13 protein-coding genes are annotated in these 13,064 nt (G+C 63.6%); 7 read left to right on the forward strand and 6 right to left on the reverse strand.

The genetic code is table 11. The annotated features are described in order from the left end of the window. Window positions 1–11: 11 nt before the first annotated feature. Window positions 12–236 carry a DUF1674 domain-containing protein gene (locus tag ACESNB_RS16165; protein WP_373009173.1) on the reverse strand — a complete coding sequence of 75 codons (225 nt, stop codon included), beginning with the start codon at window positions 234–236 and terminating at the stop codon, window positions 12–14. A gap of 97 nt (window positions 237–333) precedes the next feature. Here ACESNB_RS16165 and htpX point away from each other — a divergent pair, with 97 nt between their 5' ends. The 7 genes from htpX to purH all read left to right on the forward strand — a co-directional run bounded on the left by htpX (window position 334) and on the right by purH (window position 9,269). Then, entirely contained in the window at window positions 334–1,233 is a 900-nt protein-coding gene (htpX, locus tag ACESNB_RS16170) for a zinc metalloprotease HtpX (RefSeq protein WP_373009175.1), read from the forward strand. 4 nt (window positions 1,234–1,237) lie between these two features. Further along, window positions 1,238–2,506, forward strand: a complete 1,269-nt coding sequence (locus ACESNB_RS16175) for an RsmB/NOP family class I SAM-dependent RNA methyltransferase (protein WP_373009177.1) — start codon at window positions 1,238–1,240, stop codon at window positions 2,504–2,506. Window positions 2,507–2,712: 206 nt separating this feature from the next. Continuing rightward, window positions 2,713–3,210: a glycine zipper 2TM domain-containing protein gene (locus ACESNB_RS16180; protein WP_373009179.1), complete on the forward strand. Its 498-nt coding sequence runs from the start codon at window positions 2,713–2,715 to the stop codon at window positions 3,208–3,210. A gap of 94 nt (window positions 3,211–3,304) precedes the next feature. Next, window positions 3,305–3,973, forward strand: a complete 669-nt coding sequence (rpe, locus tag ACESNB_RS16185) for a ribulose-phosphate 3-epimerase (protein WP_373009181.1) — start codon at window positions 3,305–3,307, stop codon at window positions 3,971–3,973. Between the two features lie 11 nt (window positions 3,974–3,984). Continuing rightward, window positions 3,985–5,715 (forward strand): heparinase II/III family protein, encoded by a 1,731-nt coding sequence (locus tag ACESNB_RS16190; RefSeq protein WP_373009183.1) that lies wholly within the window; start codon window positions 3,985–3,987, stop codon window positions 5,713–5,715. Continuing rightward, window positions 5,712–7,604 (forward strand): polysaccharide biosynthesis protein, encoded by a 1,893-nt coding sequence (locus ACESNB_RS16195; RefSeq protein WP_373009185.1) that lies wholly within the window; start codon window positions 5,712–5,714, stop codon window positions 7,602–7,604. Before ACESNB_RS16190 ends, ACESNB_RS16195 begins: the two co-directional genes overlap by 4 nt. Window positions 7,605–7,664: 60 nt before the next feature. Next, entirely contained in the window at window positions 7,665–9,269 is a 1,605-nt protein-coding gene (gene purH, locus ACESNB_RS16200) for a bifunctional phosphoribosylaminoimidazolecarboxamide formyltransferase/IMP cyclohydrolase (protein WP_373009187.1), read from the forward strand. 7 nt (window positions 9,270–9,276) lie between these two features. Here purH and ACESNB_RS16205 read toward each other — a convergent pair whose 3' ends face one another. From ACESNB_RS16205 to ACESNB_RS16225, 5 genes are all read right to left on the reverse strand, one after another. Further along, window positions 9,277–10,281: an NAD(P)-dependent alcohol dehydrogenase gene (locus ACESNB_RS16205; protein ID WP_373009189.1), complete on the reverse strand. Its 1,005-nt coding sequence runs from the start codon at window positions 10,279–10,281 to the stop codon at window positions 9,277–9,279. Window positions 10,282–10,342: 61 nt separating this feature from the next. Continuing rightward, window positions 10,343–10,837 (reverse strand): hypothetical protein, encoded by a 495-nt coding sequence (locus ACESNB_RS16210; protein WP_373009192.1) that lies wholly within the window; start codon window positions 10,835–10,837, stop codon window positions 10,343–10,345. After that, entirely contained in the window at window positions 10,821–11,474 is a 654-nt protein-coding gene (locus ACESNB_RS16215) for a DUF5671 domain-containing protein (RefSeq protein ID WP_373009194.1), read from the reverse strand. Before ACESNB_RS16215 ends, ACESNB_RS16210 begins: the two co-directional genes overlap by 17 nt. A gap of 64 nt (window positions 11,475–11,538) precedes the next feature. Then, window positions 11,539–12,504 (reverse strand): alpha/beta fold hydrolase, encoded by a 966-nt coding sequence (locus ACESNB_RS16220; protein WP_373009196.1) that lies wholly within the window; start codon window positions 12,502–12,504, stop codon window positions 11,539–11,541. Between the two features lie 65 nt (window positions 12,505–12,569). Continuing rightward, window positions 12,570–12,872: an SCP2 sterol-binding domain-containing protein gene (locus tag ACESNB_RS16225; RefSeq protein ID WP_373009198.1), complete on the reverse strand. Its 303-nt coding sequence runs from the start codon at window positions 12,870–12,872 to the stop codon at window positions 12,570–12,572. Window positions 12,873–13,064: the final 192 nt, after the last annotated feature.

The following is a 13,064-nucleotide window of genomic DNA, read 5'->3' on the forward strand; positions in this document are numbered from 1 at the left end:
GCGTCCGGCGCTCAGAAATCGTAGGCAATTCCCTTGCGTTCCCAGTCACCATAGCGTGTTGGCTCGATATTGCGGGGCCCGCCATTTTCGTCCTCGGGCAGGGTCGCCGCACCGGCATCCGCCGCCGCGCGGCGCGCGTCTGCTTCTTCCAGCGCCCGGCGTGCCTCAGGGGTCAGACGCTTGCGCCGTTCGGTCTCGTCCTGACTGCTGTCAGGGTTTGATGATTCTTGGTCCATGTGCCAGCAGACTCCTCAATTCGTTAATGGTCACCATATAACTGACAGTATCATCCGTAGAAACATCGAACTGCCGTATTAGTGGAGTATAGGTCCAATGGGGACTGCGAAAACCTTCATCCTGCTTGCCATGCTGACCGCCCTGTTCATGGCGATCGGATATCTCGTTGGCGGCGTGCTCGGCATGACGGTCGCATTCGTCGTCGCTGCGGGCATGAATGCATTTTCGTACTGGAACGCCGACAAGATCGTCCTGAAGATGCAGGGCGCGCGCGAGCTGACGCCGGAAACCATGACGCCCATGCTGCGCACCTTCGCGAATGACGTTGCCTCGCTCGCCGAACGGGCCGGCCTGCCCACACCCAAGGTCTACATTATCGAAACACCGCAGCCGAACGCCTTTGCCACCGGACGGGATCCCTCGCATGCCGCCGTCGCAGCAACGACCGGCCTGCTCGGCATGCTGACCCGGGAAGAAGTGTCGGGCGTGATGGCCCACGAACTCGCCCATGTCGGAAACCGCGACACGCTGACCATGACCATCACCGCCACCATTGCGGGCGCGATTGGCATGCTGGCGAATTTCGCGCTCTTCTTCGGGCGTGACCGTAATGGCCTGATCGGCTCTCTCGCGATCATGATTATCGCCCCCATCGCCGCCGGCCTCGTTCAGATGGCGATCAGTCGCTCGCGAGAATATGTAGCCGATGCCAGGGGCGCTGAAATCTGCGGCAACCCGCTCTGGCTGGCCTCTGCGCTCGAAAAGATCGAACGCGGCGCCCGCGCGTCCGTCAACGTCCAGGCCGAGCGCAACCCCGCCATGGCCCACATGTACATTTCCAACCCGCTCAGCGGCCGCGGCGCCGACAACCTGTTCTCGACCCACCCGACCACGGCCAGCCGGGTCGCCGCCCTGCGCCGCATGGCCGGCGACCAGATATCCGCCTCCACCGCTGACGCCACCCCTGCCCGGCGCGCTGCCGGCCCGTGGGGTTGAGGACGTGAGCGGAGCCGATATTCGCCGCGCTGCAGCCGACCTGCTGACCCTGACACTGGACAGTCGCCGCACGCTCGACGATGCGATGGACACGAGCCAGATATTCAACACGCTGGAGGGTTCCGACCGCGGGTTCGCGCGCGCCATCGCGAGCGCCGCCCTGCGCAATCTGGGCCACATCGACGACGCCCTTGCCCCCCTCCTGTCACGCCCGCTCCCCGCCGTCACCGCACCCATACGGGCCCTGCTCCGCACCGGCGTCACCCAGCTTTGGCTGATGGATACGCCGCCCCATGCCGCCGTCGGCGAAACAGTGGAAGCGGCCAAGGCCTGGCCGGAAGCGCGCTCCGGCGGCGCCTTCCTCAATGCGGTCCTGCGCCGCGCTGACCGCGAGCGCCCTGATTTCTCCACCATGTCTCCGGTGACGATCTGGCCGGACTGGCTGCAAAAGGCCTTCACCGATGCGCTCGGTGAGGACGCGGCGATCGCCCTTGCCAAGGCGCAGCTTTCCGAGCCCGCGCTTTACCTGACACCCAAATCCGACCCCGACAAAGTCGCCGCCGAGACCGGGGGCGAAATCGTTCCCGGCGGGGCTGTGCGGGCATCGGGCGGATCAGTCGAAGACAAGGACGGGTTTGCCGCCGGTGACTGGTGGGTCCAGGACGTCGCGGCCATGATTCCTGCGCGGCTGCTGAACCCGCAAGCGGGCGACACCATGATCGACCTGTGCGCCGCGCCCGGCGGCAAGACGCTCCAGCTCGCCGCATCAGGCGCCAGCGTCATCGCCGTCGACCGGTCTACACCGCGCCTGCGACTTTTGCAGGAAAACCTCGCCCGCACGGGCCTTTCCGCCGACGTGATTGCGGCAAATGCCGACGAATGGCGCCCGGATGCGCCTGTTGCGAAGATTTTGCTCGACGCGCCATGCTCGGCGCTCGGAACGCTGCGCCGGCACCCGGAAGGCGCATGGATCAAGCGCGACGCCGACATTGCCCGCTTTCCGGTGGCCCAGGCCCGCCTGCTCGAATCGGCCCTGGACATGCTGCAGCCCGGCGGGACGCTCGTCTATTGCGTCTGCACGCCCCTGCCAGCCGAAGGCGTCGACATCATTGACGCTGCCGTCGCGAGCGGCCTCGTCCGGCGGACGCCGGTCAGCGCCGCTGAAATTCCCGGTTTTGAAAACGCGATCACGCCTGATGGTGACGTCCTGACCCTGCCCGGCATCGCCGGTGACCATGACACCTTCTTCATCGCACGGCTGGTCAAGGCCTGATTCGCCTCCGGATTCCTCGCGGCACGGGCGATCCGGGGGTAAATACGTGTTAGCCGCAGGTTGCGCCATGGCGTCTCCGCGAGGAAATCTTGCGATGGCTGCCATTGAATCGCCACTGATCACCCCGAAATCATTCAAACGGGTTCATCTGCTATTCAGCCGAATACGCGCAAAAAGCGTCCATTCAATGTGCAAGGAGCACTGATATGTCTGCAATTACTTACTCCCGCGCTGTTCCTGGCAAGGTCATGGCTGGCGCTCTTGCCGCGCTCACGCTCGCCCTCGCTGGCTGCGCCAACAATCCCGGCGTTGGAACGACGAGCACGCAGTCCGTCGGCCAGGCGTCAACCGTTTACCAGGGCACCGTGACCTCCGTCCGGGCCGTAACGATCAAGCCCGACCGCTCGATCATCGGCGTCGCAACAGGCGCTGTCCTCGGCGGCCTCGCAGGCTCCGAACTCGGCGGCGGTGACAAGGCCCAAACAGCTGGCGCCATTGGTGGTGCAGTCGTTGGCGGCGTCGCCGGCAACGCGGCCGGCAAGGCCATGGGCACCAAGCAGGGCTATGCCTACATCGTTCGCTTCAGCAATGGCGACGTGAAGGAAATCGTCCAGGGTGCCGACGTCTACATCGCGCCTGGCACACAGGTCGACATCATTGCCGGCGCTGACGGCTGGAAGCTGGTTCCACGCGGCGGATACTGATCTGGCATGCCCGGATCCGGGCACGTGGTTAAAACTTGATTCCCGGGCAGCCGGCCGCCTTGTGCGGTCGGCTGTTCCCTTTTAGGGAGAGAGCATGAGTAAGGTCCTGATTTCCCCTTCGATTCTCTCGGCGGACTTCGCCTGTCTGGGAGACGAAATTCGTGCGATTGATGCTGCCGGCGCCGACATGATCCACATTGATGTGATGGACGGTCATTTCGTGCCGAACCTGACATTCGGCCCGCCTGTCATAGAAAAGCTTCGCCCACACTCGAAGAAACCCTTCGACGTTCACCTGATGATCGCGCCGGTTGATCCGTTCATTGCCGCCTTTGCCAAGGCGGGCGCCGACATCCTCACCGTCCATCCGGAGGCGGGGCCGCACATTCACCGCACCTTGCAGGCAATCCGGGCGGCTGGCATGCGACCGGGCGTGGCGCTCAACCCGGGCACGCCAGCCTCGATCGTTGAGCCCTTGCTCGACAATCTCGACCTGATCCTCGTCATGTCGGTCAATCCGGGCTTCGGCGGACAGAGCTTCATCGAGAGCCAGTTGCGCAAGGTCGAAGAACTCCGGCACATGATCGACCAGTCAGGCCGTGACATCATCCTGGAAATTGACGGTGGCCTGAACCCGGAAAACGCGCCCCGGGCCGTTTCTGCGGGCGTCACTGCGATTGTTGCAGGCTCGGCCGTTTTCAAGGGTGGGCCTTCCGCCTATGGTGACAATATCCGGGCGCTCAGGCCGAGCGTTCAAGTATAGTAGGTTTCAGGATGGGGCGTGCCTTGGGTGGTGGAGACAGCGAATTCGGAGCTGACCGCACGCGTTCCAGCGCCGACGATGCAGCCCTTTGGCGCCGATTTCGCGGCGTCGCGGGTGAAGATGCGCGAATCGGCGCGCGCCAGCGACTGAAACTGACGGGAACGGCTCCCGGGAAATTCAGCGTCAATCTCCCTGATATCGTGCCGCCAGACACATGGCGCGGCGAAGCCCTGATGCGCGACGTGTGGCGCATGGGCATGGAACGCCTGACATTGGAGCGGGCTCAGGCCCCCTGGTCGGCTCCCCTGCCATCGCGGCACTTCGCCGACCGCCTGCACCGGTTTGACTGGCTGCCGGACCTCGTCTCGCAAGGCCCTGCCGGGGCAAGCCGGGCCGCCGCGTTTATCGACTCCTGGATCGACGCTTTCGGCACGTTCAACGGCTTCGCATGGCGCGCTGAGCCGACTGCAAATCGCATCTGGAACTGGATGCGGTGCGCCAGCGACGTGTTCACGGCGGACGCCAGGCCCGAACGGATGGACTGCCTGGTTCGGCAATTACGATTGCTTGCCGATACGCTGGACCAGACGACCGATCCCAAGACCCGCTGGATCGGATCTTGTGTCATGGTCGCCCGGTCTGTTTGCCTTGACGGGGCACACAAGCTGGATGAGGCGCTGGGCCGGTTGGACGGCGAATGCACGGCCCAAATCCTTCCCGATGGCGGCCATGTCAGCCGCAGCCCGTCACGCCTCCTGTCTGCTTTGCTCAATCTGCTCGCACTGCGCGAAGTCCTGCAGGAAGCGGGGCATGTCGTGCCGGACTATTTCGTGAAATGGATTCCGCGCATGGGCGCCATGCTGGCCTTCTTCCAGACGGACGACGGCGCGCTGAATCCGTTCAATGATGGCGACGAGGGCCGACCCGAAGCCGTGAACGCCGCATTGGCGCGCCTCGGCGCGCCCCCACGCCATTTTACGTTTGCACCGAAATCCGGTTTCCAGAAACTTCAAAAAGGTCCCGTACGCCTTGTGCTCGATTGTGGCGAAGCCCCGCCGCCGCCATTCGGGGATTTCGCCCATGCCGGCGCGCTCGGATTCGAATTGTCAGACGGACCGGCCCGGCTGGTCACGTCCTGTGGCTACAGCGCGGAAGTGAATGTCGACTGGCAGGCCGCCGTTCGCCGCACCGGCGCGCACTCAACGCTTGTGCTCGCGGGACGGGACTCGGCCAGTTTCGTGACCAATGAAGAATCCCGGCTGCTGGCAGCCATGGGTCCCGAAGGTATCTCGGCGAAACGCCTCGAGGAGTCTGATGAGACCTGGCTTGATGCCCAGCATGGTGGCTACAAGGCCGCTTGCGGCCTCCTGCACCGTCGGCGCCTGTTCATGTCGGGCGATGGCAGCCGACTGACCGGCGAAGATTCTCTGGTGCGTCCGATTTCTCAATCCCGATCGGATGATTCCAAGTTCATCAATTTCGAGATCCGGTTCCACCTTCATCCTACCGTCACGGCGATGATGTCGCGGGATGCCATCCGCCTGATCTGCGACAATGGTTCGGTCTGGCGCTTCAAGACGAGCCATGAGGGCACACGGCTTGAACGGACCGTCTATCTCGCGCGCGGTATCGTCGAGCAACCCGAACAGATTGTCATGTCCGGTTATGCTGACCCGAACAGCGACGGCAATGAGCCGCCGAACTGTATCCGCTGGGCTTTCCTGAAGGAATCCGCAGCATGACCCCGCAGCGCGCTGCCCGAAGGGCCATGGCCCTGACCTTGGGATTCGACGTCACCATGGCAGCGATCGCCATGATCATGGCGTCCGTTCTCGTCGGGTCGTCGGACGCCGTCACCGGACCGTATTCGTTTGTGTCTGGTATTACAGCCACCTGCTTTTTCGTCCTGGCCGTATTCGCCGGTTTCGTGATCCGCGGCGTCCAAAAACAGGTCTGGCGCCATATGGGCTGGCCCGATGCCGTGATGACGGTTCAGGCCATCGGCCTGTCGGGCCTGATCTACCTGCCGGTCATGCTGCTGCTCAATGGCCGGCTCGTCGCGCCATGGGCGACCTTCCTCGTGGCTACCCTGCTCTGGACGATCCTGCTGTTCGCAGGTCGCATGTTTGCCCTGTCGCGATCGACGCACATGCCTCTGCAGATTTTTAGCCCCGTCTCGCGATCGGGACAACCTGTTCTGCTCGTCGGCGATGCCGAGAATTGTGTCACCGTGTTGCGCCGGCTCCAGAATGCGCCGCAGGGCGGCAAGGTGCGCGTGCTCGGCGTTATCGAAATGCGCGGAGCCGATCCCGGACGCGCCATCCGCGGCGTCCCGATCATGGGATCCCTGGAAGACCTCGGCAATGTCATCGACGTGCTGCGCGTCCGCTACGGCCGGACACCGTGGCTCGCTGTGACCGGCGTCGCGCGGTCGCGAGAGGGCATGCTCCAAATCCTGGAAATCGCATCAAGCCACGGCGCCGAAATCATGGCCCTTGGCGGTGACGAAGCCGCGCAAATTCTTGAACCCGTTCATCCTGCAGATCTTCTCGCCCGGCCAGAACGCCAACTCGATATCGCGCCCGTTCGCAATATCGTCACATCCGCGAACGTGCTCGTGACCGGCGGCGGCGGCACAATCGGTGCGGAGCTGACCCGGCAGGTTGCCGCGCTCAGCCCGTCTTGCCTCACAATTCTCGACGCATCGGAATTCAACCTTTACAGCATCGACATGGCGCTCGGTGCCACAGCGCCTGACGTGCAGGTTGTCTCGCGGCTCGGCGATGTTCGCGACGTCAGTAGGCTTGCCGATGTTTTCCAGCGCGCCCAGCCAGACCTCGTTATCCATGCAGCCGCACTCAAGCATGTGCCCCTGATGGAACACAATGTCTGCGAAGCCATCCTGACCAATGTGGGCGGCGCCGTGAACGCGGCGCGCGCCGCTGTGGGCGTTGGCGCGCGCCGTTTCGTCTTCATCTCGACAGACAAGGCCGTCGATCCCGACAATGTGATGGGCGCCACGAAGCGCCTGGCGGAAATCGCGGTCAGCCGGATTGCAGCCGATTCCCGGATGTCGGCCTCCATGGTCCGATTCGGCAACGTGCTCGGTTCATCCGGGTCCGTCGTACCGCTGTTCGAAAAGCAGATTGCTGCTGGTGGGCCAGTCACGCTTACCGATCCGGGCGTCACGCGCTATTTCATGACCGTCGAAGAGGCCTCCTCGCTAGTGTTGCAGGCCGCCGCCCTTCAGGCCCTGGAAGGCGCCGCCGACCTGTTCGTGCTCGATATGGGCGAGCCCATCCCAATCCTGCAGCTGGCCGAAACAATGATCCGCCTCAAGGGCCTTGTCCCGGGTGAGGACATCGAGATTGTGACGACAGGCCTTCGGGACGGCGAGAAAATGCACGAAGTGCTGACCTATGGGCACGAACAGGTCAGCCCGACCTCGGTCGATGGCGTCAGCCGCGTGGCCTCGCCGAACGGGCATGGCGAATTGTTCGAGAAGCAGCTGGCCGCCCTCCTGGAATCGGCAGGCCGCCGGGACCGCTCCGAGGCTCTGAGACTGCTGGGGGTGCTGGTGCCGGAATATGGCGCCAACCGGGCGGGCCGGGACCGACGCCACAGCGCTTGACGCCCCGGGCGGTCGTGCTACCCCGCGCGGTAATTCAGCCAGCCACCAGAGGACACCCCCATGACAGACGCCGCCAGCCGCGGAGCCCCCGTTCGCATCCGCCGAGCCCTCCTGTCTGTCTCTGACAAGACCGGCCTCGTCGACCAGGCTCGCAAGCTTGCCGCCATGGGCGTGGAACTTGTCTCGACCGGCGGCACGTCGAAATTGCTGAAAGAAGCCGGGCTGGCCGTGAAGGACGTCGCCGACCTGACAGGCTTCCCGGAAATGATGGACGGACGCGTCAAGACGCTGCATCCGGCCGTGCATGGCGGCCTTCTTTACTTGCGCGACAACCCGTCCCACGTGAAGGACGCCGAAACCCACGGCATCGGCGCCATCGACCTCATCTACGTGAACCTCTATCCATTCGAGGCGACGGTTGCCTCCGGTGCCGATTTTGAAACATGCATCGAGAACATCGATATCGGCGGCCCCGCCATGCTCCGCGCCGCAGCCAAGAACGGAGCGTTCGTGGCCGTCTGTACCGACGGCGGCGACGTCGATGCCGTGATCACGAAAATGGAAGGCCATGACGGCGAGGTACCGGTCACGCTTTGCCGCAAGCTCGCCGCGAAGACCTATGCCCGCACCGCCGCGTACGACGCCGCCATTTCAGGCTGGTACGCGCGTCAGCTTGGCGACACAGCGCCCGACTGGGCCGCGATCGGCGGCAAGCTGCAGGAAGCCATGCGCTACGGCGAAAACCCGCACCAGAAGGCGGCCTTCTATGTGACCGGCGAAAAACGCCCGGGTGTCGCCACCGCGAAACAGCTGCAGGGCAAGGCACTCTCCTACAACAATATCAATGACACCGACGCGGCTTATGAACTGATCGGCGAGCTCGGCGCCGAGACGCCCGCCGTGGCCATCATCAAGCACGCCAACCCGTGCGGCGTTGCACAGGGCAAGACCATCATCGAGGCCTATCGCGCGGCGCTCGCCTGCGACTCGACGTCTGCATTCGGCGGAATCGTCGCTCTCAACCGTCCGCTGGATGGCGCGACCGCCGACGAGATCAGCCGGGTCTTCACCGAAGTCGTCATTGCGCCGGGCGCCGATGCGGACGCCGAAGCCATCTTCGCAAAGAAGAAAAACCTCCGCCTCCTGATCACCGAGGGCTTGCCCGATCCAGCCTCTGCCGGTCATTTCGTCAAGACAGTCGCCGGTGGCTTCCTGATGCAGGACCGTGATTTCGGCCGCATGACGCGCGCCGACCTCAAGGTCGTCACCCGTCGCGCGCCCACCGAGGAACAGCTTGACGACCTCCTCTTCGCGTGGCGCGTCGCCAAGCATGTGAAATCGAATACGATTGTCTATGCGAAAGATGGCGCCACGGTCGGCATCGGCGCAGGCCAGATGAGCCGCATCGACTCGGCCCGCATAGCGGCGCGCAAAGCCGAAGATGCCGCCGAAGTGGCCGGCTGGGACGTGCCGAAAACCAAAGGCTGCGTCGCAGCGTCCGATGCGTTCTTTCCGTTCGCAGACGGTTTGCTTCAGGCCGCGTCAGCTGGTGCCGTTGCCGTGATCCAGCCCGGCGGGTCCATCCGCGACGACGAAGTGATCGCCGCCGCAGATGATGCCGGTCTCGCCATGGTGTTCACGGGCATGCGCCATTTCCGGCACTAGGACCGGTTCAGATCGAGACGATGATCTTGCCGAAATGCTTTTGCGATGCCTGATGGGCGAACGCGTCGGCGATCTTGTCGAGCGGGAATGTCTGGTCCAGCACGGGTTTGATATTGTTCGCCTCGATCGCGGCGATCATGTCTTCCTGCATCGTCGCCGAGCCGACCGTGATGCCTGACAGCGTGATGTTCATCGAGAACAGCGCCGCCGTCGGCACTTCGCCGGACACGCCGGTGAGCACGCCGATCAGCGAAATATGCCCGCCCATCTTGCAGGCTTGGATCGACTGGCCGAGCGTGCCCGGCCCACCGATCTCGACCACTTCATCGACGCCGCGTCCGCCTGTCAGGGCCTTGGCTTTCTTGCCCCAGTCAGGCGTCGTCTTGTAATTGATCAAGTGGTCCGCACCGAGTGCCTTCAGGCGCTCGAGTTTTTCGTCGGATGACGAGGTCGAGATCACCCGCGCGCCCGCCGCCTTGGCGAACTGCAGCGCAAAGATCGAGACGCCGCCTGTGCCTTGTGTCAGCACCCAGTCGCCGGGCTTGATCTTCGCTTCCACCATCAGCGCGCGCCAGGCCGTCAGCGCGGCGCAGGGCAGCGTTGCGGCTTCCGCGAACGTGTAGCCATCAGGCATGCGCGTGAACGCCGTCTCCGGAGCCGCGACGAGTTCTGCGCCGAACCCGTCGGCACCATCGCCCGGCACACTGGAAAAGCCGGCCATTTGCGGCGCCCCTGAATACCAGTTCGGGAAGAACAGGCTGAGCACCTTGTCGCCCGGCTTGAACCGGCTCGCGCCCTCACCGACGGCCACGACCTCGCCGGCGCCGTCCGACATCGGGATACGGCCATCGGGAGTCGGGATGCCGCCCATCACGACAACGAAGTCATGATAGTTGAGACTGCTGGCCTTCACACGGACAAGGATCTCGCCCCGGCCCGGTTTTGGGTCCGGGCGGTCTTCGATTACAAGGTTTCCGGGACCTCCGGGCTTTTTGACGGCGGCTGTTTTCATGGGGCGCTTCCTCTTCGCTTTGCCTGAACGTGGGTCGTCGACGCTAGGGAAGTCAAGCAGATCAGCCGAGTGACGCAACAAGATTCACGGTATAGCAGGACCGGCCCGCCTCGGGGCGAGGCGTTGCCGAGTCAATATAGTAATCGCCCATTTCAACATACGAGCGCCCGTAATCGCGGCTTCCGGGCCGGGCGAAGACGGCACAGATTTGCGCTTGCAGGTCGTCCACGCGCACGATTTCAAACGCCTCGCCTGAAATCGGATCGTCCCGCCATCGCGCATTGCGACAGCCTGTTGCGAGCCGCGCCGCGGATCCGAAATCGCCTATGGCTGACCGGACGCTCTGCATGTCGTCCGGCAGGGGTCCGGTCCCACGGCGATAGCAGTTGAGCGCCAAGGCCGTCTCGGCCAGCGCCTGCAGGCGAGCTTCATCCTGCTGCACCTCACGCGCCTGTTCCGGCCCGCCTATGATCGCGAGGCCCGCGACAATCGCGGCAACGGCCACCCCGACGAGCGCAACGGCCAGCCAGTCTCCGGATTCACGGGGTGTCCACATCGCCCTTGTCTCCCTTCTCCGCATCGCCGATGAAATAGGTGAAGATTGCCCCGGCGATCACGGCCACGACCACCGACTTGAGGACAAACCGCACGGTCAGGTCGCCACCGAGGAAATTGTACACGAGCGACATGCCGTCGCCGACCAGCGTGCAGCCGGCAATGACGAGGCTGATATAGGTCAGCCATTTGCGAATGCGCGAGCGCTGCATTTGCGGGTTCCGGCGGCGTGCGCCGCGCAGGATATAGCCCAGCCAGAGGAAGAGCGGTGTCGCCACCAGCAGGCCCGACACGCCGCTGCGCACCTGCGATTCCAGCCTGAACACACGATAGTCGTTCACGTTGGCCTTGTCGGGGAAGCCGTATTCGATCAGCGCGAACAGCAGCGAGCCGAGGCTGAACGAGACAATGCCCAACAGGATGAAGAACAGAAGGTAGAAGAAGGCTTCCCGCGCAGACAGGTAAGGTTGCGGCCGAGGCACGGCGACCGGGAAGGCCACATCGGAATAGGTCTCCAGCGCGGCATCCACCTCGGCCTTGCGCCAGCCCGCCTTGGTCAGCGCGTCGAGGATGGCACTGCGCGTCTGCCCGTGCTCCAGGCTCTGCTTGACGAATTCCACGAGTGTCTTGTCGGCCATCGCGTCCTCACTCCCATGCTGTGACCGTCAGCATAGCCCGTCTGTCATGCCGTCGCCAGCCGGATCAGATGCCGGCGCGTTGCAGCAGGCGTTGGAAGCCTTCCCAGAATTCGGCCCGGCGTTCGTCGGTTTCCATCAGGATTTCGTGCAGCGCGCCCTCAACGGTCACATGCTCGCAATCGGGAAGACGGGCGCAGACGGCCTCATGCGACGCATTGTCGACGAGCTTCTCTTCACCGGCCGACGCGACGAAGACCGGGATGCTCACGGCGTTGAGCGCCCTGGACTTGCCGAACGTCGAAACGATATTGAGCGACGCGCCCAGCCAGCCCCAGGTCACCGGGCCCAGTTCCAGTTCCGGCGCCGCATCGCACAGGTCGCGCTGCATCTGCCAGCGGCGCTTGTCATGCGTCACGATATTCGTCTCGAACGTCTCCGCCGGGCCCGGCTGCTGCGCATAATCGTCAGAGCGCCCCGTCGCCCGCATGGCCCAGACGAGATAGCTCATGCCGAGGAACTTTGACTTGAGTCCCCACATCGGCGCGCAAAAGGCGGCGGCCTCAACCTTGACCAGGCCCTGCGCGATGGTTGCCAGCGCAATCGCACCGCCCATGGAATGGGCAAGCGACACGTAAGGGCGTGGCAGCCGGTCATCGAGCTTCTCCAGCCCCTTGGCGAGCGCGCCCATGAATGTCTCGAACCGGTCGATATGGCCTTTTTTCGTATCATCCAGCAAGCGGTCCGACAGGCCCTGTCCCGGCCAGTCGATAATGACGACGGCAAAGCCCATGGCCTGCAGCTCGCGCCCGACTTCGAAATACTTCTCAATGAATTCTGTCCGGCCCGGGCAGACAATGACCGTGCCCCGCGGATTGTTATAGGTCAGCGCCGGAGCAATACAGGCGCGCAGCGATCGTCCCGCACTACCCTCGAACCAGACAATCTCGGCGCCGTCGGGCGCAGGATTGCCGGGCACAAGGACAAAGTCCTTGCGCTGATCGGCTTTGGCGATGGCGATCTTGTCAGTCATTAAAAAAAGCCGCCCTCAGGTTTCCCCTGGGCGGCCCCTTCTGGATTGGTAAGCCGTCGCGGATGCTACGAAAACTTCTTCATCAGGCTCTGCAGTTGCATCGCAACCGACATGTCGCCTTCGACTTTCAGCTTACCCTGCATGAACGCCATGGTCGGGTCCATCTGGCCGCCGGAAATCTTCTGGAAGTCATCCCAGTCGACTTTGATCGTGGCATCAGCGGCGCCGTCCGAATTGTCGACCGTGCCAGCGACGCCGTCGATGAAGAGTTTGCCGACGCTGCCAAAATCAAACTTCACCTTTTTGGTGAAATCGCCGCCCGGCTGGATAGCGGATGAAGCCTTGGTTGTGAGTTCTGCGAGATCCATGATGGGTCCTCCTTGGAATGGGTCTGAATAGGATAAAGCAGAGGGACACGGGGAAATGCAAGGAAAGATTGAAGCCCGGCGGAATTGTTCAGGGCCGCCGCTTGGTGCGATCATGGCCTCGACCCACCCCGTGATGATGGTTTCAGCATCGCGAAGGCGCGCCCCCGCCTACCCCTGCGGCATCCCGTCGAG

Origin of the sequence: Hyphomonas sp., assembly GCF_041689225.1 — a bacterium.
Classification (GTDB): domain Bacteria; phylum Pseudomonadota; class Alphaproteobacteria; order Caulobacterales; family Hyphomonadaceae; genus Hyphomonas.